This is a genomic window from Streptomyces sp. NPDC059248 (assembly GCF_042753905.1).
In the GTDB taxonomy this organism is placed as follows: Bacteria; Actinomycetota; Actinomycetes; order Streptomycetales; family Streptomycetaceae; genus Streptomyces.
The window spans coordinates 18,025-35,504 of record NZ_JBHYZV010000056.1 but is presented as its reverse complement, the minus strand read 5'-3'; the positions used below and the strand labels follow the sequence as shown (position 1 = coordinate 35,504).

The 17,480-nt window shown below is 69.0% G+C and carries 17 protein-coding genes; 7 read left to right on the top strand and 10 right to left on the bottom strand.

Annotation, left to right across the window (positions count from 1 at the left end; genetic code table 11):
• Nucleotides 1–3 precede the first annotated feature (3 nt).
• The 4 genes from ACFXG1_RS22980 to ACFXG1_RS22965 form a co-directional block, all read right to left on the bottom strand.
• The gene (locus ACFXG1_RS22980; RefSeq protein ID WP_384744344.1) at nucleotides 4–1,074 is read right to left on the bottom strand and encodes a neocarzinostatin apoprotein domain-containing protein; all 1,071 of its coding nucleotides are present in this window, start codon (nucleotides 1,072–1,074) and stop codon (nucleotides 4–6) included.
• A gap of 26 nt (nucleotides 1,075–1,100) precedes the next feature.
• On the bottom strand, nucleotides 1,101–1,991 hold the full coding sequence (locus tag ACFXG1_RS22975; RefSeq protein WP_384710749.1) for a hypothetical protein: 891 nt from the start codon (nucleotides 1,989–1,991) through the stop codon (nucleotides 1,101–1,103).
• A gap of 3 nt (nucleotides 1,992–1,994) precedes the next feature.
• Nucleotides 1,995–2,657, bottom strand: a complete 663-nt coding sequence (locus tag ACFXG1_RS22970) for a peptidase (protein ID WP_384710786.1) — start codon at nucleotides 2,655–2,657, stop codon at nucleotides 1,995–1,997.
• Nucleotides 2,658–2,860: 203 nt separating this feature from the next.
• Entirely contained in the window at nucleotides 2,861–4,252 is a 1,392-nt protein-coding gene (locus tag ACFXG1_RS22965; RefSeq protein ID WP_384710752.1) for a sporulation protein, read from the bottom strand.
• A 332-nt stretch (nucleotides 4,253–4,584) separates the two neighbouring features.
• On the opposite strand from ACFXG1_RS22965, the gene ACFXG1_RS22960 reads away from it, so the two are divergent.
• From ACFXG1_RS22960 to ACFXG1_RS22935, 6 genes are all read left to right on the top strand, one after another.
• Complete coding sequence (locus ACFXG1_RS22960; RefSeq protein WP_384710755.1) at nucleotides 4,585–6,351, top strand: asparagine synthetase B family protein; 1,767 nt, start codon at nucleotides 4,585–4,587, stop codon at nucleotides 6,349–6,351.
• Nucleotides 6,352–6,800: 449 nt separating this feature from the next.
• The gene (locus ACFXG1_RS22955) at nucleotides 6,801–8,120 is read left to right on the top strand and encodes a UDP-glucose dehydrogenase family protein (protein ID WP_384710758.1); all 1,320 of its coding nucleotides are present in this window, start codon (nucleotides 6,801–6,803) and stop codon (nucleotides 8,118–8,120) included.
• Nucleotides 8,121–8,311: 191 nt separating this feature from the next.
• Entirely contained in the window at nucleotides 8,312–9,508 is a 1,197-nt protein-coding gene (locus tag ACFXG1_RS22950) for a macrolide family glycosyltransferase (protein WP_384710761.1), read from the top strand.
• A gap of 287 nt (nucleotides 9,509–9,795) precedes the next feature.
• A complete protein-coding gene (locus ACFXG1_RS22945) occupies nucleotides 9,796–9,957 on the top strand; it encodes a hypothetical protein (RefSeq protein ID WP_384710765.1) in 162 nt (53 codons plus the stop codon).
• Nucleotides 9,958–10,027: 70 nt separating this feature from the next.
• Nucleotides 10,028–11,593: an asparagine synthase-related protein gene (locus tag ACFXG1_RS22940; RefSeq protein ID WP_384710768.1), complete on the top strand. Its 1,566-nt coding sequence runs from the start codon at nucleotides 10,028–10,030 to the stop codon at nucleotides 11,591–11,593.
• Between the two features lie 34 nt (nucleotides 11,594–11,627).
• A complete protein-coding gene (locus ACFXG1_RS22935) occupies nucleotides 11,628–12,146 on the top strand; it encodes a GNAT family N-acetyltransferase (protein WP_384710789.1) in 519 nt (172 codons plus the stop codon).
• Between the two features lie 53 nt (nucleotides 12,147–12,199).
• Here the strand turns inward: ACFXG1_RS22935 and ACFXG1_RS22930 are convergent, their stop codons facing one another.
• The 6 genes from ACFXG1_RS22930 to ACFXG1_RS22905 all read right to left on the bottom strand — a co-directional run bounded on the left by ACFXG1_RS22930 (nucleotide 12,200) and on the right by ACFXG1_RS22905 (nucleotide 16,221).
• Nucleotides 12,200–12,388 carry a DUF397 domain-containing protein gene (locus ACFXG1_RS22930; RefSeq protein ID WP_384744330.1) on the bottom strand — a complete coding sequence of 63 codons (189 nt, stop codon included), beginning with the start codon at nucleotides 12,386–12,388 and terminating at the stop codon, nucleotides 12,200–12,202.
• A gap of 2 nt (nucleotides 12,389–12,390) precedes the next feature.
• On the bottom strand, nucleotides 12,391–13,494 hold the full coding sequence (locus ACFXG1_RS22925; protein ID WP_384710774.1) for a hypothetical protein: 1,104 nt from the start codon (nucleotides 13,492–13,494) through the stop codon (nucleotides 12,391–12,393).
• A 382-nt stretch (nucleotides 13,495–13,876) separates the two neighbouring features.
• A complete protein-coding gene (locus ACFXG1_RS22920) occupies nucleotides 13,877–14,050 on the bottom strand; it encodes a DUF397 domain-containing protein (protein ID WP_384710777.1) in 174 nt (57 codons plus the stop codon).
• Nucleotides 14,051–14,052: 2 nt separating this feature from the next.
• Complete coding sequence (locus tag ACFXG1_RS22915; RefSeq protein WP_384710780.1) at nucleotides 14,053–14,892, bottom strand: Scr1 family TA system antitoxin-like transcriptional regulator; 840 nt, start codon at nucleotides 14,890–14,892, stop codon at nucleotides 14,053–14,055.
• 253 nt (nucleotides 14,893–15,145) lie between these two features.
• The gene (locus tag ACFXG1_RS22910) at nucleotides 15,146–15,679 is read right to left on the bottom strand and encodes an ATP-binding protein (protein WP_384711362.1); all 534 of its coding nucleotides are present in this window, start codon (nucleotides 15,677–15,679) and stop codon (nucleotides 15,146–15,148) included.
• Between the two features lie 170 nt (nucleotides 15,680–15,849).
• Nucleotides 15,850–16,221 carry an STAS domain-containing protein gene (locus ACFXG1_RS22905; RefSeq protein WP_384711365.1) on the bottom strand — a complete coding sequence of 124 codons (372 nt, stop codon included), beginning with the start codon at nucleotides 16,219–16,221 and terminating at the stop codon, nucleotides 15,850–15,852.
• A 255-nt stretch (nucleotides 16,222–16,476) separates the two neighbouring features.
• Between ACFXG1_RS22905 and ACFXG1_RS22900 the strand changes: the two genes are divergently transcribed.
• Entirely contained in the window at nucleotides 16,477–17,427 is a 951-nt protein-coding gene (locus tag ACFXG1_RS22900) for an RNA polymerase sigma factor SigF (RefSeq protein WP_384711368.1), read from the top strand.
• Nucleotides 17,428–17,480: the final 53 nt, after the last annotated feature.

The window sequence follows — 17,480 nt, the reverse complement described above, 5'->3', positions numbered from 1 at the left end:
TGCTCACGGTTGTCCCTTCGTCATGGGTCGGGTACTGGGCGGTGCGGAGTCGGGGGCGAACCACGGCAGGGCGGCCGGGGCCGGGGCCGGCGCGGGGGCGGGGTCCGGCTCGGGATCCCGGTCCCGGCCGCGGTCCCGGTCCCGGATACGGCGGAACACGGCAGGGACGGCGGCCCGGTGACGTCCGGCGCGCGGTGCCGGTGCCCCCGCCGCCGTTGTCGTTGCCGCCGGTCGGAAGCGGTCGACGACCGCCATCCCGATCCGGAACAGGGCGGCGGGTACGACGACGGCCAGCAGGACCCAGAAGAGCGTGACACCCCAGGGCCGTCCCACCCGCCACGGCTGGGACGCGATCACCTTCTCGCCGTACCGGACGGAGACCTCGTAGTCGCCGTGCGCCCCGGCGGCGAGTTCGACGGGCAGCCGGACCAGCGCCTTGCCGCCCGGTGGGATGGTGCCGCGCCACTGCCGCTCCTCCCATTGGGGCGCGTACACCCCGTGGGCGGTGCCGACTTCGAAGACGGGGTCCTTCACCGGGGTCGTACCGAGGTTGCCGATGGTGAAGGCGAGCCGTCGCGAGGGCGGGGCGCCGAAGAACACCAGGACGCCGGAGTCCCCTTCGAGCCGGGTGGTGGCCAGCACGGCGAGCCTGCCGGTGCCGGTGCCGGTCCGCTCGGGCAGCGGGGCGGTGGGATGCCCGGCGACGGCCAGTTCGGCGGCGACGGCGGCCCGTTCACCGGTGACGGTGGCCACGTGCACCACACAGGGGCAGGGCTTCGGCGGCGCGGTGACGGTCAGTTTCCGGGTGAAGCCGCCCCGGGCGTCGGTGGTGACCGCGCGGCCCTCGGCGTTGGCGCAGGAGTTGGTCCCGCCGATCATGTTCTGGCCGCAGACGAGGAGGGTGAGCAGGGTCGAGGGCCGCCAGCCGGTGCCGCCGACGGTGATCTCGGCGCCCTTCTCCGCCCGGGGCGCGGAGAGCGTCACCACCGGCTCGTCGCGGTCGGCGGGCGCGGCCGACGCGGCGGCGGCCCCCGGAAGCACGGCGCACAGCGCCATCAGCAAGGCGGCGATCATCGCGTGGGTACGGGGCCGCTCCGTCGTCACCGTGCCCCCGCCTTCTTCGGCATCGGCTGTTCCGTACGGGACGGTTCCGCGTCGCGCGACCGGCGGCGGGCGCGTCGTACGAGGAGGAACGCCGCCCCGCCGGGAACGGCGGTGGAGGCGACGAGCCACGGCCAGGGCACGAACGACGCGGACGCGGAGGCGTCGTTACGCACCCCGGGCCCGGCGGTCGCCGTGACGCGGATGTCGACCGTGTCGAGGAACGGCGCGTCGCCCCAGCGGTCGGTGCCGGTGGCCCGGCGGCCGGGGAGGAGTTCGGCCGGGACGTCGCGTACGGCCCGCCGGAACGCGGTGCCCAGGACCCCGTCGCCGTGGATCTCCACCCGGGGCCGCAGGACCGTATTGCCCCGGTTGACGAGGGTGTAGCGGACGGTGGTGCCGTCGGTGGTGACGTCCTCGACGGAGAGCGCGGCCACCGAGGGCCCGGTGATCCGCAGATGGACCGGGACGCTCGCCCGCCGCCCTTCGCGGCCGGGCGCGGTGGCGGTGACGGCGGCCGTCCGCCGCCCGGGGGGCGTACCGCCGGGGAGGGTGACGGTGAAGGGGACGTCGGCGCGGGTGCGGGGCGGGACGGTCACGGTGGCGGCCGCGAAGGCGACCCAGTCGCCCGTACTGCCGGGTCCTTCGGCGGCCAGTCGTACGGTCAGGGGCGCGGCCCCGGGATTGGTCACGGCCAGCCGGTCCTCCAGTACGGTGCCGGGCGCGCCCTCCGCGTACACGTAGGGCCGTCCGGCGTCGGCCCCGGCGACGGGCCGCAGCGTCCAGCCGCCGGACGGGCCCGGCACTTCGGCGGACGCGGGCGTGCCGGGGGCGCCCAGCAGCAGGACCGCCAGACCCGCGAGTACGGCGTGGCGCGGACGTACGGTCACGGCTCAGCCGGTGGCGCGCCGCGCGCCGCGCCGGGTCAGCCACAGCACCCCGGCCGCCCCGCTCAGCAACACGGTGCCGCCCAGGGTGGCGAGCGCGACGGCGGAGTCCAGCGGCCCGGTCTTGGGCAGCTCGTCGCCCCCGGCGGCCGACGAACCCCCCTTGTCCCCGGCGCCTCCCGTGTCACTCGTGCCACCGCCACCGGCCGCCGTGACGGCGAGTTCGAGGGCCGGATTCGGATTGTTGGTGGGCTGACAGGTGGTCGTCGTCCCCAGCGCCTTGATGGTGAGCGTCCCGGCGGTGAAGGTGACCTTCCCGGTCTTCTTCGGTGTGTACGTCCCCGTCAATGTGCCGATCTTGATGGGTGTGTTGGCGGGCACGGCCTGCGGGTTGGGGCTGCCCTTGACGGCGACCTGCCCGGAGTCGGCCCCGCCGAGCTTCAGCACGGCGCTCGGGTTCATCGCGCCCTTGCCCAGTTCGATGGGGCTGGAGGAGACGCCCTTCTCAAAGGACATCGTGACGCGGTACCCGCCGCCGCTCTTCTCGGCGGTCACATCGACCGGCGAGACGGCGCTCTTGGTACCGATGGGCGTGGTGCAGCGGTAGTTGACATCCACGACGGCCGCCTGCGCGGCGGGGGCGGTGAGCAACACCACCGGGCCCGCCATCGCGACGGCCGCGAGAGCCGTCCGTGTCCGGTACGTCACCCGGTACCCCTTCCACCATTACTGACGGGACATCAGATCGGCGGCCAAGGTACGCCCGGCACCACCACTAAGGAAGAGACAGGAGACGCCGATTTACGGCCCGTGCCCCGTACCCGGCCCGGCGGGAATTTCCCCGAGCCTGGCGGCACCACGAGAAGACGCGCTCAGGCAGCCGCACCGAGTTCGGCGCGGGTGCGGTGAATGAATTCGCGGACGGCGGGCTCGCGGCGCCAGGGGGCGAGAGCGGCGTTGAACTCGCGGACGTAGTCCTTGGCCCGGGAGGACTGGACGCGGGCGAGGATGTCGACGGAGCGGTTGGCCAAGTCGAGACCTTGGTCGAGGTCGCGGGCCTGGAGGTGGGCGGTCCCCACGATCGCGAGTCGCATGCCGACGGAGCGGGTGTACACGCCGGACGGCATCGCGGCGGCCCGCTGGTTCCAGGCGAGTGCCGCCTTGGGGTTCTTCAGGTCGCGGAAGACCTCGGCGGCGTCCGCCGACAGCCTCGCGTGGTGATAAAAGTCGATCCAGGTCGGCTCTGAGCCGTCGGCGGCGTCTGCTTGGCACAGAAGGCCCTCGGAGGCTGCGAGGGCCCGTGAAGCAGCCCTGGCATCCCTCTCGCGGGCATGGGCACGGGCCTCGATCAGTTTGTTGAACGCCAGCACCCGTGGGGCGGCACGGCCCTTCGATCGTTCGAAGGCGCCCTGGGCCATATCCACGGCCTCGGAGCCGAAACCCCGCAGCAACGACTGCATGGCCATGGTGGTCAGCACGTAACAGCCGAGCTGGACGTCCCCGCCCGCGCGGGCCAGACGGAGGGCCTGGATGAAGTGCCTTTGAGCCACATCGTGCTGGCCGACGTCGAAGGCAGTCCAGCCCGCGAGCCGGGACAACTCGGCAGTGACGGAGAACAGGTCCCGGCCGACATCGTCGGAGAAGGAGCCCCGCAGCAGCGGTGCGGCCCGCCCTTGCAGGCAGGCGGTGACGGAGTTGGCCTTCCAATTCCCGCCGCCATATTTGGAGTCCCAGCGGCGGGCCTCGTCGGCCGCGTCCCTGAGCTCGTCCAGGTCGGCCTTACCGACCCGCTTGCCGCCGACGAGATCGGCGGCCTCGTCGGCCGGAGTAACCAGCCAGCGGGTCACGGGGGTGCTGAACGCGGACACGGCGAAGCCGGATCCGGTCAGGAAGTCGCGGCGGTTCACAAAGCTCCAGAACGAGGTGGCCACTCGGACCGCATCAGCACGGTCCCGCGGGAAATCCAACCCCACATCGGCGTCCGGTGTCTCCGCATCACCCATACCGATCTCGGACAAAGCCACGGGTCGCCCGAGCCGTTCCCCGAGGGCCTGCGCGAGAAACGTCGGCATCGGCCACCTGGGGATCATGCCCCGTCGGCACCAGTTCGCGACGGAGGTATGCGAATAGTCCGTCTCCGTCCCCGCGTGCTTCGCGAGCTGGTTGACCCGCAGGGCCAGGGACTTGTGGCTCGCGCCGCAGGTCTCGATGAGCCGGGCCAGATCCGCGTTCGGCGGTCGCTTCCGACGGCTGGTCGACGCCACCCGAACCCCCTTTTCCACCAGGTCAGCAAGGGGTCTGCTGACGAGGAAACGCCATGCGGCGGGCTGCGTTCGACTGGCAATTCTCAGTCGTGCACACTCCGGCCGGATGTGGGAATCCGGTCCGGCTCCCCACACCTTGAGGCACTGAGAGTATTGCCTTGCGGACCCTGGGTGAACCTGGTTCGCGAGTCGTGAGCCCCCTTGCGAGCCCTCCCCCCGCCCCGGGCCTACCGGTGTGATGAGGGCACATACCGCGGCCGGGGACACCAGGAAGGAACCCCCGGCGGCGATCACCGCCAGACACGACGACTTCACGCTCGGGGGTGAACCAGATGTGCGGAATCGCAGGACTGGCCGGAGGCGACGCTGTCCGGCACGAGAAGACGATCGCCGCGATGGGCGCCATGCAGCACTACCGCGGCCCCGACGGCACCATGGACGCCGCCACCCGTGACGGGCGGGCGGTGCTGGCCATGAACACCCTCCTGATCGTCGACCCGCAGGCCATGCCGGGCCCCTACCTCGACCGGCCCACCGGGCTGCTGCTGGCCTTCAACGGAGAGATCTACAACTGGCGTCAGCAAGCAACCGCCTGGGGTATCGAAATCTCGGAGCGGGAGTCGGACGCCCACTTCCTGCTGCGAGCCTGGGCGAAGATCGGGCCGTCCTGCCTGGACGGCCTGGACGGCATGTTCGCCCTGGCCCTCTACGACCCGAGGACCGCGAAGCTGTTCCTGGCCCGCGACCGCCTGGGCGAGAAGCCCCTCTACTGGCGGCTCGACGGCGGTCGGCTCGCGTTCGCCTCCGAGGTCACCACCCTTATCCGCTACGGCCAAGCCCCGTTGGTCCTACGGCCGGAGGTCACCGCGATCGAGACCCCGACCGGGGTCGACACCCCGTTTCAGGGGATCCAACTGCTGGCCCCGGCCACACTGCTGACCTTTGACACCACCACCGGCTCGATCGACCATATGACCTGGTGGCATCTGGAGAACCGGGCCCCCTTCACCGGCACGTACGACGAGGCCCTGGCCAGATTCTCCACGATCCTGGCCGAGCAGGTCCCGCTCAGGATTCCGACCTGCGACTTCGCGCTGCTTCTCTCGGGCGGCCTGGACTCGGCGCTGCTGGCCTATCTGATGCGCCCGCCGGTCTGCGTGACGGTCCGCTACCGGGACCAGGACCGCCTGGACGAGTCCTCCGCCGCCGCCGTGATCGCCCGGGATATCGGGGCCGAGCTGATCGTGGTCGAGCCGGACCACATCGACTTCACCACCGCCCTGCCCCACATGATGCGGGCCCTGGACTACCCGATGGGCAACGCCAGCACCTTCTCCGAGCACATGGCCTACCGTGAGGTCTCCGGCCTCGGCCTCCGCGTCGTGATCGGCGGCCTGGGGCCCCACGAGTTCCTGATGGGCTACGTCCGCCAGGCCCTGCTCCTGTTCGGGCCCGACGCCGTCCTGGCCGCCGGGATGGAAGCCTACCGGCCGCTGGCCGCCAAGCTCATGCACGCCGCCGACGGGCCGCTGGACGCGGTGGAGGCCGTCACCCGGCTCATCCTTCGTGGCCCCGACCCTCAAGGACGCGTCCGCGAGCTCGTCGCCGACGCGTTCGACCGGGCCGGCGGGGACCTCGCCCGCGGCCTGACCCTCACCGACCTCGCGACGGCCTGGCGTCCGCTGGTGATGACCAGCGACAAGCTCGCCTCCGCCTACGCGCTGGAACGCCGGTCCCCCTACCTCGCCCGGGATTTGGTTGAGCTGTCCTACCGACTACCGACCCACTACAAGATCACGGATCCGGCCCAGGGCAAGCGAATCCTTCGGGACGCCGCAAAGGCCCTGGGGCTACCGAAGGAGGTGTGGGCGAGTCGGGACAAGCTCGGCTTCGCCTCCCCCGTACCGAGCTGGCTCAATGGGCACCTCACGAGCTGGGCCGACGAACGGATCAACGCGGCCCTGGCCGAGGCGCCCCCGGCGTTCCGCCCCCTCCTCGAAGGGGGGCTCAAGCCCGGCGGCCGGTTCGACCGGACCCGGATGCAAGCCCTCATGGCAGCCGCCTGGTTTACCGACCAGACGGCGAGGGCCGCAGCGTGATCTCCACCCCCCTTACTACTACGGTCGCCGGATGCACTCCGATGCTCCCGCCGGCCAGGAGTCGGCCGCCACCCATGGGGCCTTCGCGATCATCACCGACGGCCGCGAATCGCTCCTGCTCCACCTGTGGGACCACTGGCCGACGCCCCGGGTGCCCCGGCGCCACGTCAGGCAACTCACCCGGCACCACCCGGCCCACCCGCTGGATCCTGTTCCGCGGCTCCGCCCCTCGGAGCCCGGCCGGCGCAAACATCCCGAAGCTCGACGAAGAGTAGGAGCCGAGCTCCATCTTCGTCCCCGAGTACCTCGACATCTTCACGATCCCCCCTTTCATCCGGGCCGGGATCAACGCCATCCGGCCGCCCGGCCCTCCTGATCGCACCGCCCGTCCGGACGGGCAAGGTTGGGAGCCGCCCGCGGCGGCCCCCACCCCAAGGGACACACCTCTCATGAAGATGACCGTCATCGGCTGTGGCTACCTCGGTGCCACCCACGCGGCCTGCATGGCCGAGCTCGGCCACGAGGTCCTCGGTATGGACTCCGACATCGACAAAGTCGCCGTCCTGGCTTCGGGCAGGGCGCCGTTTTTCGAACGCGACCTCGATGGCCTCCTCACCAAGCACACCGCCACCGGCCGCCTGAAGTTCACCACCTCCTATCAGGAGGCCGCCGCCTTCGCAGACCTGCACTTCATCGGCGTCGGCACCCCGCAGCAGCCCGGCAGCGCAAGCTATGACCTCTCCCACCTCTTCGACGCCGCCCTCAAGCTCGCCCCGCACCTGAGTACCCCGGCCGTGATCGCGGTCAAGTCGACTGTCCCGGTGGGCACCGCACCCCGCCTCGCCGAGTTCCTCCAGACCGCCGCCCCCGCGGGCGACCTCGTCGAGGTCGCCTGGAACCCCGAGTTCCTCCGCGAGTCCTTCGCCATCGACGACACCCTGCGCCCCGATCGCCTCGTTCTCGGCTTTCGGAGCGCCCACTCCTGGGCCGAGAGCCTGCTGCGGCAGGCATTCGCAAGGATCATCGATTCCGGCACCACAACGATCGTCACCGACTGGCCCACCGCCGAGCTCGCCAAGGGTGCCGCGAATTCCTTCCTCGCTACCAAGATCTCGTTCATCAACGCGATGGCCGAGGTCTGTGAGAAGTCCGGCGCCGACGTCACCGCACTCGCCGACATCCTCGGCCACGACCATCGCATCGGCCGCAACGGCATGCGCCCCGGACTCGGCTTCGGCGGTGGCTGCCTCCCCAAGGACCTCCGCGGCTTCATTGCCCGCGCCGAAGAACTCGACGCCGCGGACGCCGTCGGTATCCTCCGCGAAGCCGACGACGTCAACACTCGCCGCCGCCAACACGTCATCGACCTCACTCATGAAGAAATCGGCTCCGACCTGCGCGGCAAGCGGATCACTATCTGGGGTGCAGCCTTCAAGCCCGAGACCGACGACATCCGCGATTCACCCTCCCTGGCCGTCGCCCAAAAACTCCATGAACTCGGCGCCTGCGTCACTGTTACCGATCCCCGGGCCCTCGACAACGCCCGCAAACTCCACCCCGAACTCGACTACGCCGAAGACCCCGTCGCGGCGGCCGAGGACGCCGACCTGGTCCTGCACCTCACCGAATGGCACCAGTTCTCTCACCTCGACCCCGAGCAGGTCGCCACCCGCACCGCCAGCCCAAAGATCATCGACGCCCGCGGCACCCTGAACACCGACCAGTGGCGCGAGGCCGGCTGGCTCATCCGCACACTCGGATGCGTCTGACCAGGGAGACGCAGTAATCGAGGGTGGTCCACCGGCCTTGCCCGCGGGCCGGGGCCATCAATTGGGAAGGCACGGGGGCCTCGATTTACGGCCCGGGGGCAGCGTCCGGCCCGGCGGGAAAGCCGGTGCGCCGGGGCGGACCCCTTTGTTAGGGTCGCCGTTCCTCCCCCCACCCCGAAGCGAGTGCTCCCATGTCGTCCGGTCGCCCCGCCCATATCGCGATGGTCGGTATCCCCGCCGTCAGCCATGTCCTGCCGAGTCTGGAGATCATCCGCGAGTTGGTGGCCCGGGGCCACCGGGTAACGTACGCCAACGATCCGGCGGTGGCCCGTCTGATCGAGCCCACCGGCGCGGAGTTCGTGCCCTTCTCCTCCGGGCTGCCGGTCGCGGACAACGACTGGCCCGAGGACCCGATCGCGGCGATGACGCTCTTCCTCGACGACGCCGTGCGGGTCCTGCCCCAGCTGCGTGCCGTGTACGACCGCGACCCGGCCGACGTGTATCTGTACGACATCGGCGCGTACACCGCCCGCGCAATCGCCGAGTCGCAGAACCGGCCCCTCGTCCAGCTCTCGCCCACGTATGTGGCGTGGGAGGGGTACGAGGAGGAGGTCGCGGCGCAGTTGTGGGCGCTGCCGGGCGCCGACGCGTACCGGGCGAAGTTCACACGCTGGCTGGCCGGTTCCGGGGCGACCACCACCGACATGGACGACTTCGCCGGCCGCGCCCCCCGGGCCCTGGCCCTGATCACCCGGTCGATGCAGCCGCACGCGGACCGGGTCGACACCGGCCGGGTGACCTTCGTCGGCCCCTGTTTCGCCCTCTCGGCCAGCACCGACACCGGTACGTGGACCCGTCCGGCGGACGCGGAGAACGTCCTGCTGATCTCCTTGGGTTCGGCCGACACCCGGCACCCGGAGTTCTACCGCGACTGTCTCACCGCCTTCGGCGATCTGCCGGGCTGGCGGGTGATCCTCCAGATCGGCAAGTACACCGACCCGGCGGACCTGGGCGGGATCCCCGGCAATGTCGAGGTCCACGACTGGGTCCCGCAGCGGTCGATCCTGAAGCAGGCGGACGCCTTCGTCACCCACGCCGGCATGGGCGGCTGCGGCGAGGGCCTGCTGGCGGGCGTCCCCATGATCGCCGTCCCCCGCACCTCCGAACAGGAAATGAACGCCGACCGCCTGGTGGACCTGGGTGTAGCCCGCCGCCTCGACCCCGCCGACGCCACCCCGGAAGCCCTCCGCTCGGCCCTGCTGGACCTGACCTCCGACCCTGAGGTCGCCACCCGCTCGGCCCACCTGGCAACGGCCTCGACGGCAGAGGGCGGCACGAAGCGCGCGGCGGACCTCATCGAGTCGGAACTGCGCCGGCCTTCGCGGTAGCGGCAGCTTCGAGCTCTCAAGCTCAGTGCCGAACTGCGCATCAGTGATTGCGCCGAGGTACGTGGCATCGCTCAAACACCCGAATGCTTGTTCCACCGACTCGCCCAAGCGTTCAGATTCCCATGACAAAACCGCCGGAATGTCCTTCGTTCTGTTGAGAGTGTGCCGCGACTGCGCTGATCGGAGTACACAAGTCGGGTAACCGAGGGCTCCCACCCTCGGATACTGGACGAGGACAGCCAGTGCCGGGAGTTCCTCGGCATCGGCAGAGCTCAAGGAGGGACAGCGTGAAGGAGTTCATGCCCCCGCCGAAGCGCGTTCGCCGCTTCGAGAGGTTGTTCACGACCAAAGCTCAGCGGCGGGTGCAATCGCCAGCCGAGACGCACGAGTACAAGAAGGTCTCGGGTTCGTCGGACGCCGCCAAGACGTACGACACAACCGCCGTCTGAACCGTTCGGTTTCAACGCCCGAGGGGACTGAATCCCGCGCCCCTCGGGCCCATCCGAAGGGACACCAAGCGTGATCAAGTTACGTCTCACGCCATATGCGAGCACGGCATGGGAGTGGAACGGGCGCACATACGTCACCGCCGACAGGACGAGCGAGATCGTTCCATACGATCACCCATTGATCGAAAACATTGCTGTGACAGACGGTACCCGCACACTTCTCGTTGTGCGTGAGCGTGTCGCATGCCGGGAGGCACACGAACCCGCGCTCCGCAGCGTCACTTCTCGCGAGCTCGAAGAGGCGCGCACTCTGACGGAGCAATGGCCCACGGACTACGTACTTGTGGAAACCGCCCCTGGCGACCCGTGCCGTGTCAGCACGGGCCCCGGAGGTGTCGCGCCGCTCTACGTCGCGCACGATCGTACGAGCCTGTACGGGTCGTGGAACATGGCTGACCTTGCCGAGTACAGCGTCGGCCTCAGCTCTCGTGAAGTCGCACGACTGCTGATCTACCGGCCCCGATACAGCACCGAGACGGTATTCCGGGGCATTCACCGCGTGACCGAGCGCGCGACGGCCATCTACGGCAGCCACCTCTACCTGCACTACCCCGAGCCGGTACTGCACGGCGGGCCGCGCGAACTGGCCCCTGATGCCGATGTCCTCGGGGCGTTCGTGGAGGCCATGGACGATGCCCTTGATCTCCGTCCGATCGACTGCGTGGAGACCGTTCTCCACCTCACGGGCGGATTCGACTCCGGCACCGTGGCAACCCGCCTCGCCCAGCGGTACCCGGGTCGCTTCGCGACAGCGGCTCTTCTGATCGCCGGCCCAGGGCGGGCCCACCAGATCCGACGGCGCTCGGAGATCATCAAGGCGCTGCCGTTCGCGGAGTCGGACTACCTGATCGATGCCCTGGAGCACGCGCCGCTCTCGCAGGAGTGCGCCCGGATCAGGGGCGAAAGGATCAGCCCGTACGAGGAACCTCTCCACCGGCCGTTCGCCAAACTGACCGAGGGCCTGGCCGACCATGGTGCCCGTGTGGTGGTAACCGGCCTCGGCGGAGACGAGATGGTAGCCCTGTCTCAAGCCGAGTATCCGCACAAGTCCATGGGCGAGCTCAGCGATGGCTTGCCCTGGATCGGAGACCGAGCTCGCGCCGCGCTGGAGTTCGCCGACGACGGCATTGCTCCCCCTGCCGCCGTCAACTCGATGACCTTGCTCTCGTTGGAGACCACAGCACCCGTACTCATGCGGGCAGGAGTCTGGCCGGTGCATCCGTTCGCCGATCCAGGCATGGTGCAACTCGGCGAATGGTTACCCATGCACTGGCGTGAGCTGAAACAGCTTCAACGGCGACAGTTGGCATCCCTCGGGTTGAGCCCGGATGTCACCGAATCCCGAGAACGGGAGTCTTTTGCGGAGGTTGTTCAACACACCCTCACCAACATCGCACGCCCCCTGTTCGCCAAGATGCTCCACGATGGCTCGCCGCTCTTCGACGAGAAGCTGGTGGACCCCAACGGCCTTCAAGCGGCTGTCCGGCAACTGGCCGAAGGGCAGTATCGCGAGGACCGGGACGCGCAACTGCTCGAAGTCCTTGACCTACACTTCGCCGCTCAATCCTTCCTCTAGTCCCTTGCAACCCTCAGGAGACACGGTGTTCGCCATGCGTCCGGCCACGGCCGATGACATTCCCGCCGTCGAAGAGATGATCCTCGCCCGCTCCGACTGGCTGGAAGAGCGCGGACTTCCGAGCTGGCGGGAAAGCGCGTCCGATCTCGCACGGCAGGCGGAGAATCCTGATGGTGATGTGTGGGTTCTCGCAGATGGCGACGGGGGGATCATCGGGTGCACCACCGTCCAGGAACAGACCCCTCCGTGGGGCTGGACGCAGGACGAGTTGAATGAGGCGGCGTATTACCTGTACTCGACAGTCACCGACCCTGCTTGCCGGGACCGGAAGCCAGGGACCGCGATGGCGCTCTGGGCGGTGGACAGGGCAGCGCGAGAAGGGCGCACATGGGTTCGCCGTGGCTGCCACTACCCCGAGTTGGTGAAGTACAACGAGACCCAAGGCTTCGAGCTGGTGCACGAAGTGCAGCGGACCCACACCAAGGTCTATCTGATGGGCCGCCGAGCCGAACGCGTCGCCGACCTGGATGAGAGGTTCAGGGCGCTGTACTGAGGCAGACGCACGCGGGCCCCGGCCGTCGCCGGGGCCACACGTCTTGCAGACGTCTACAGGGACGCCACAAACCGTCCCCACGCATCCCCGCCGACCACTACCACGGGCCCCTCCGGGACCTTCGAGTCGCGTACTGGGACCACACCGGGGAACTGGTCGGACACTTCTACGCAGCTACCGCCCTCGGTGTTGCTGTAGCTGCTCTTCCGCCACGCGGTGGCACGGACATCGACAGGGTGCATGGTCAGCCGGTCGCGGCGGGGTAGACGCTGTCCACCGTGTCCTGGTCCGTCGTGGTCTCCCATTCCAGGACTTTGCTTCCATCGGTCCGCTCCAGGACGTAGCGGTCGGCCCGGAACCAGATGCTCTGGGCCAAACGTCGGCCGTTCGCGGGGTACTCCCGCTCGACCGTGACCGTACGGTTACTGGACTGGGTGCTCTCGGTGGCGACACGGGTGCGCAACTGGTAGCTGACCGTGGTGCTGAGGGATGCGGAGAAGCCCTTGTACTGCACTCCGGTCTCGGCTGTGACGGAGATGCCGGTGGTGGTCTCGACTTCCCGGGCGTTGGTGGTGGAGAGCCCGACGGTGACGCTCTGGGACTCCTTCTTGTTCACCTGACCGCTGTGGTCGTAGAAGTAGACGATCTTGTAGAAGCCATACCGCTTGAGGAGGTAGTAAGGGCTCTCCTGTGCCTTGCGTGCCTGGCCGAGGGCCGGGTCGGACACCAGCGGGGACGGCAGGAGGGTGGTGCCGACGAGAACCTGGGGGGTGGCGTCAGGATTGGGCCGGGAGTAGCCGGTGGGCGACGGGACGGGGCCGACGTTGTTACTGGTCGGTCCGGTCGGGGTGTTGACGATCCGGGAATAGGTGGCTTCGCGTTCCAGCTCCCAGATCTGGGATTCCCCGTCGGCGCCCGATGCCCGGTAGAACTTGTTGACCTGACCGTTGCCGTTGACACCGCAGTTGTCGGGGGTCAGGAAAAGTCCCCCGTGTTTGTTGCTGATCGTATAGCCGGTTCCCTCGGCCCGTAAGATCCAGATCTGACTGTTGCGGACGTTGACGTCCGAGCCGTTCTGCGGATTGTCGAGGTTGACCCGAACGCCGCCGCTGGAGTAGTTGTCCGGCGTCAGGATCGTTCCGCCGACCTTCTGCTCGATCAGGTACTCGCCATTGTCCAGGCTCAGGACGTTCCAGGTCTGAGCCAGTCGGCCCTGACCGCTCGCCACGGACTGATAGATCGTCGCATAGCTGCTCGGACTGAAGTCGGCGCTGGTCAGATAGAGGCCGGTCCGCTTGTTCTTCAGCCGGTACGAGTGTCCCGATGCCGCAGTGACCGCAGGTGCCATGGAGTTCCCCTTGGAGGTCGATCCCATCGGACCCCGGTAATTCTCGTGGCCCGGGAACTCGCCACAAGAACACAGACCGCGATGACGGCGAAGGAGTCCGACAACCGTTCCCCGCCGACCCTCGGGGCGGGCCCCTGACGGCACCGCAGTAACAGAACCACCGGGGCACCGAGTACGCGTCGGCCTCCGTCACCGCCATGACCTGCGATCGCCTGTATCGAATGTACGAACGATCACCGGCGAACCGGGAACGGCCTTGAGGGACATACCCCGTGAGCACTTTGGCGAGAAGCCGGAAAGGGTGTATCCGCCATTTCTCCGAGTGCAGGGGACGACGCGTACGGGCCCCCGGCCGTCGCCGGGGGCCCGTAGCGCCGCACGTCTACAGGGACGCCACGAACCGTCCCCACGCGTCTCCGCCGACGACCACGACGGGCCCCTCCGGGACCTTCGAGTCGCGGACCGGGACCACACCGGGGAACTGGTCGGCCACCTCTACGCAGTCCCCGCCGGAGGTGTTGCTGTAGCTGCTCTTCCGCCAAGCGACGGAGGTCATGTCTATGTGGTGGTGCCGCATCGTTCCACATACTCCTTCGCCACCGATTCGATCAGGGTGAGGGACGCCTCCGGCGGCAGCGCGACGGCCCGCGCCAGATCGTAGGCCCTTCGGGCCACCACCACGACTGCCGGATCGTCGGTCAACACCCCCGTAAACGGACCCTCGCAGTAGACCATCGGTGCCGCGTCGGTGAACTCGTAGATCGCCGCCATTCCGCTCATGGCGCGATGAGCACCTTCGGAGAACGACACCACCTGGACAACGACTTGACGGTCACGGGCCAGGGTCGCGATATGCCCGAGCTGCGCCGCCATCACTTCCGGGCCGCCGATCTCCGTGCGCAGCACAGCTTCGTGCAGGACCACCCACAGCCGTACCGGATCGTCCTGGTGCAGGATCGCCGCTCGGGCAATCCTGGCCCGTACCGTGGCCGCGACTTCGTCGGCCTCGGTGAACAGATCGTCGGCGGAAGCCAGCGCGTGGACGTAGGGCTCGATCTGAAGCAAGCCCGGAACCAATGTCGGCGCGTAGTGGCTGATGAACTCCGCCGTCTGCTCGGCCTCCACGGCATCCGTGTAGTAATTGGGATGCCCGGACCTGCCGATGGTCGCCGCCGCCAGGCGTTGGAACAACTCCCCGGTGCCGAAGATCTCGTCCACCTGTTCGGCCATGAAAGGAAGCATCCGGCGCGCGCCGCGCTCCATATGTGCCACCTGTGTCCGGGACACGAACAGGGCATCACCCAACTGCTGCTGTGTCAGTTCATGTGCCTCGCGTCGCACCCTGAGCTCGTCCGCGAGGAATTCCCGCGCGGTCCGCTCGCCCGTCCGATCGTCCATCGTTCCGCCCTCCCAGTGCCGGAGCCGTGATTGCGGCCACCATGCCCCGTGGCGACACGCCCGGGCGGGAGTTCGGCGAGTGACGACACGAAAGAGGGGCAGGAGAATCCCGCCCCGGAGGGCGAGTGAGCCGAAGGGGCGCGTCGTGGTCTGGAAGGAGAGCGCGCGCAGGCCGCGAGGAACGAGCGGTCGAGCACGGTCGACTGAAGAACACGGCTTAAGCGCCCCGGAGGCGAACCGAGCCACAAAAAAATCAGGCGGGGGCCGCCAGTTCGGCCCAGACCGTCTTCCCTGGCGCGCCCGGTACGCGCGTTACGCCCCAGTCCAGGCAGAGGCGTTGGACGATGAACATGCCGTGGCCGCCGGGGCGGCCCGCGCGGTGGGGGGTGCGGGGGGCCGGGTGGCCGGTGCTGCCGTCCGTGACTTCCAAGCGGAGGACCTTGCCGTCGCAGGAGACGCGGAGTTCGTCGGGGCCGTCGGCGTGCAGGCAGGCGTTGGTGACGAGTTCGGAGACGACCAGGAGGACGTCCTCGGCGGCGGCCCGGCGGTCCGCCCCGGCCGCCGGGAGCCAGCCCCAGTCGTAGAGCGCCTGGCGGGTGAAGTCTCTGGCGAGGGGGACGATGCCGCTGGCGCCGGCCAGGGCGATGCGGCGCGCCGGGTGCGCGGGCGCGGCGCGGCGGCCCGCCGCGCGCGGCACGATCGTGTCGTACCGCGCGGTGGGGGTCTCGCCCCCGGCGTCGCTCGGCTCGGGACCGAGATCGCCCGCCTGTGGCCGGGTGGTGCTCATCAGCGCTTCACCTCACCGATTCACCGGATCGCCTGATTATTGGACTCGGAGTGCCCGACGGCGCACGCTCCGCGCGGGTCCTGTGGAAACTCTCCTGCCCCGCTGATCGGTGACGACACTCACCCATGCCAGGAGCGGAAAAGTCCGCGGATTCGCACGGAAGACGCTGCTCAGCCGTCCAGGGCCGCTTCGAGGGTCTCGTGCACGGTGAAGACCGCGCCGGCGCCGGTGATCTCCAGCACCCGGGCCACGACGGGTTGCATCGCGGCCAGATGGACTCCGCCCCCGGCGGCCTCGGCTTTGAGCCGGGCCGTCAGCAGGACGTTCAGTCCGGTGGAGTCGCAGAAGTCGAGCCCGGAGCAGTCGACGACCAGTCGTGACCTGCCGTCGGCGAGCGCCTCGTCGAGGGGCTGGGCCAGCAATTCGGCCGTATGGTGATCCAACTCACCCGCCGGTGCGAGCACCGCGCTGCGGCCCTCGTTCCTGACCTCGACCCTGAGGCGGCCCTGACTGACGCCGCCCGTGGCGGTACCGCGGTCCATGTACGCCCCTTCACACCTGTGATGTGCCTCGAACTTTACGCCGTCCGGGGGCTCCGGAGCCATGCGGCACCCCCTTCGACACCCCAACAAAGCGGACATTCTGCGCAATTAACATTTGCATCGAGTGGGGAGAACCGGGTAGGGCTTGTACTACACCGCAACGGGACCGTCCCACGACCGGCATTGGAGGCGCCGCTCACCGCAGCTCATGACTGGGCTTCGGCAGCCTTATGCCGAGAACGATGGAGGAGACGCATGTCACCCCGGCTCGACGCATCGGTAACCCCCGCCACCGCGACGTCGACACAGGAATCGTCAGCGACCACAGCAGTACCCGAGGTCCCCGACCCGAGGGCCGCGGTCGTCGCGGGCGCCTCGGCGCCCGAGGCACCGGATCCCCTCGCCGACCTCGATCTCATCGAGGTCCCCTTCGACGAGGTCGCGCCGCGCGACGCGCGGGCCCTGTCGAAGACGCTCTTCGCCCGCCTCCAGGAGCTGGAGGAAGGGACCCACGAGCACGCGTACGTCCGCAACACCCTCGTCGAACTCAACCTCGCGCTGGTCAAGTTCGCCGCCTCTCGGTTCCGCTCCCGCAGCGAGCCGATGGAGGACATCATCCAGGTCGGCACGATCGGCCTGATCAAGGCGATCGACCGGTTCGAGCTGGCTCGCGGTGTGGAGTTCCCCACCTTCGCGATGCCCACCATCATCGGCGAGATCAAGCGCTTCTTCCGGGACACCAGCTGGTCCGTCCGGGTCCCGCGCCGGCTTCAGGAGCTGCGGCTCGACCTGGCCAAGGCCGGTGACGAGCTCGCCCAGCGGCTGGACCGCTCCCCCACGGTCGCCGAACTGGCCGAACACCTCGGGCTCTCCCGTGACGAGGTCATCGAGGGCATGGCCGCGAGCAACGCCTATACGGCCAGCTCCCTCGACGCCCAGCACGAGGAGGACGACAGCGAGGGCGCGCTGGCGGACCGGATCGGTTACGAGGACCACGGCCTGGAGGGCATCGAGTACATCGAGTCCCTCAAGCCCCTGATCGCGGGGCTCCAGCCGAGGGACCGTAAAATCCTGTCCCTGCGCTTCGTCGCGAACATGACGCAGTCGGAGATCGGTGAGGAGCTGGGCATCTCCCAGATGCATGTCTCCCGCCTGCTCTCCCGGACCCTGGTCCGTCTGCGCAAGGGACTCACCCTGGAGGAGTGACCACCGGGGTGACCACGGTGTGACGCGGCGCGGAGCCGAAGCCTCCGCCGATG

Bases quoted from the DNA above. Each gene is read 5' to 3' on its own strand.
- ACFXG1_RS22980 (WP_384744344.1), bottom strand. From the start codon at position 1,074: ATGATCGCCGCCTTGCTGATGGCGCTGTGCGCCGTGCTTCCGGGGGCC.
- ACFXG1_RS22970 (WP_384710786.1), bottom strand. From the start codon at position 2,657: ATGGCGGGCCCGGTGGTGTTGCTCACCGCCCCCGCCGCGCAGGCGGCC.
- ACFXG1_RS22960 (WP_384710755.1), top strand. From the start codon at position 4,585: ATGTGCGGAATCGCAGGACTGGCCGGAGGCGACGCTGTCCGGCACGAG.
- ACFXG1_RS22955 (WP_384710758.1), top strand. From the start codon at position 6,801: ATGAAGATGACCGTCATCGGCTGTGGCTACCTCGGTGCCACCCACGCG.
- ACFXG1_RS22950 (WP_384710761.1), top strand. From the start codon at position 8,312: ATGTCGTCCGGTCGCCCCGCCCATATCGCGATGGTCGGTATCCCCGCC.
- ACFXG1_RS22935 (WP_384710789.1), top strand. From the start codon at position 11,628: ATGCGTCCGGCCACGGCCGATGACATTCCCGCCGTCGAAGAGATGATC.
- ACFXG1_RS22930 (WP_384744330.1), bottom strand. From the start codon at position 12,388: ATGCACCCTGTCGATGTCCGTGCCACCGCGTGGCGGAAGAGCAGCTAC.
- ACFXG1_RS22925 (WP_384710774.1), bottom strand. From the start codon at position 13,494: ATGGCACCTGCGGTCACTGCGGCATCGGGACACTCGTACCGGCTGAAG.
- ACFXG1_RS22920 (WP_384710777.1), bottom strand. From the start codon at position 14,050: ATGACCTCCGTCGCTTGGCGGAAGAGCAGCTACAGCAACACCTCCGGC.
- ACFXG1_RS22915 (WP_384710780.1), bottom strand. From the start codon at position 14,892: ATGGACGATCGGACGGGCGAGCGGACCGCGCGGGAATTCCTCGCGGAC.
- ACFXG1_RS22910 (WP_384711362.1), bottom strand. From the start codon at position 15,679: ATGAGCACCACCCGGCCACAGGCGGGCGATCTCGGTCCCGAGCCGAGC.
- ACFXG1_RS22905 (WP_384711365.1), bottom strand. From the start codon at position 16,221: ATGGACCGCGGTACCGCCACGGGCGGCGTCAGTCAGGGCCGCCTCAGG.
- ACFXG1_RS22900 (WP_384711368.1), top strand. From the start codon at position 16,477: ATGTCACCCCGGCTCGACGCATCGGTAACCCCCGCCACCGCGACGTCG.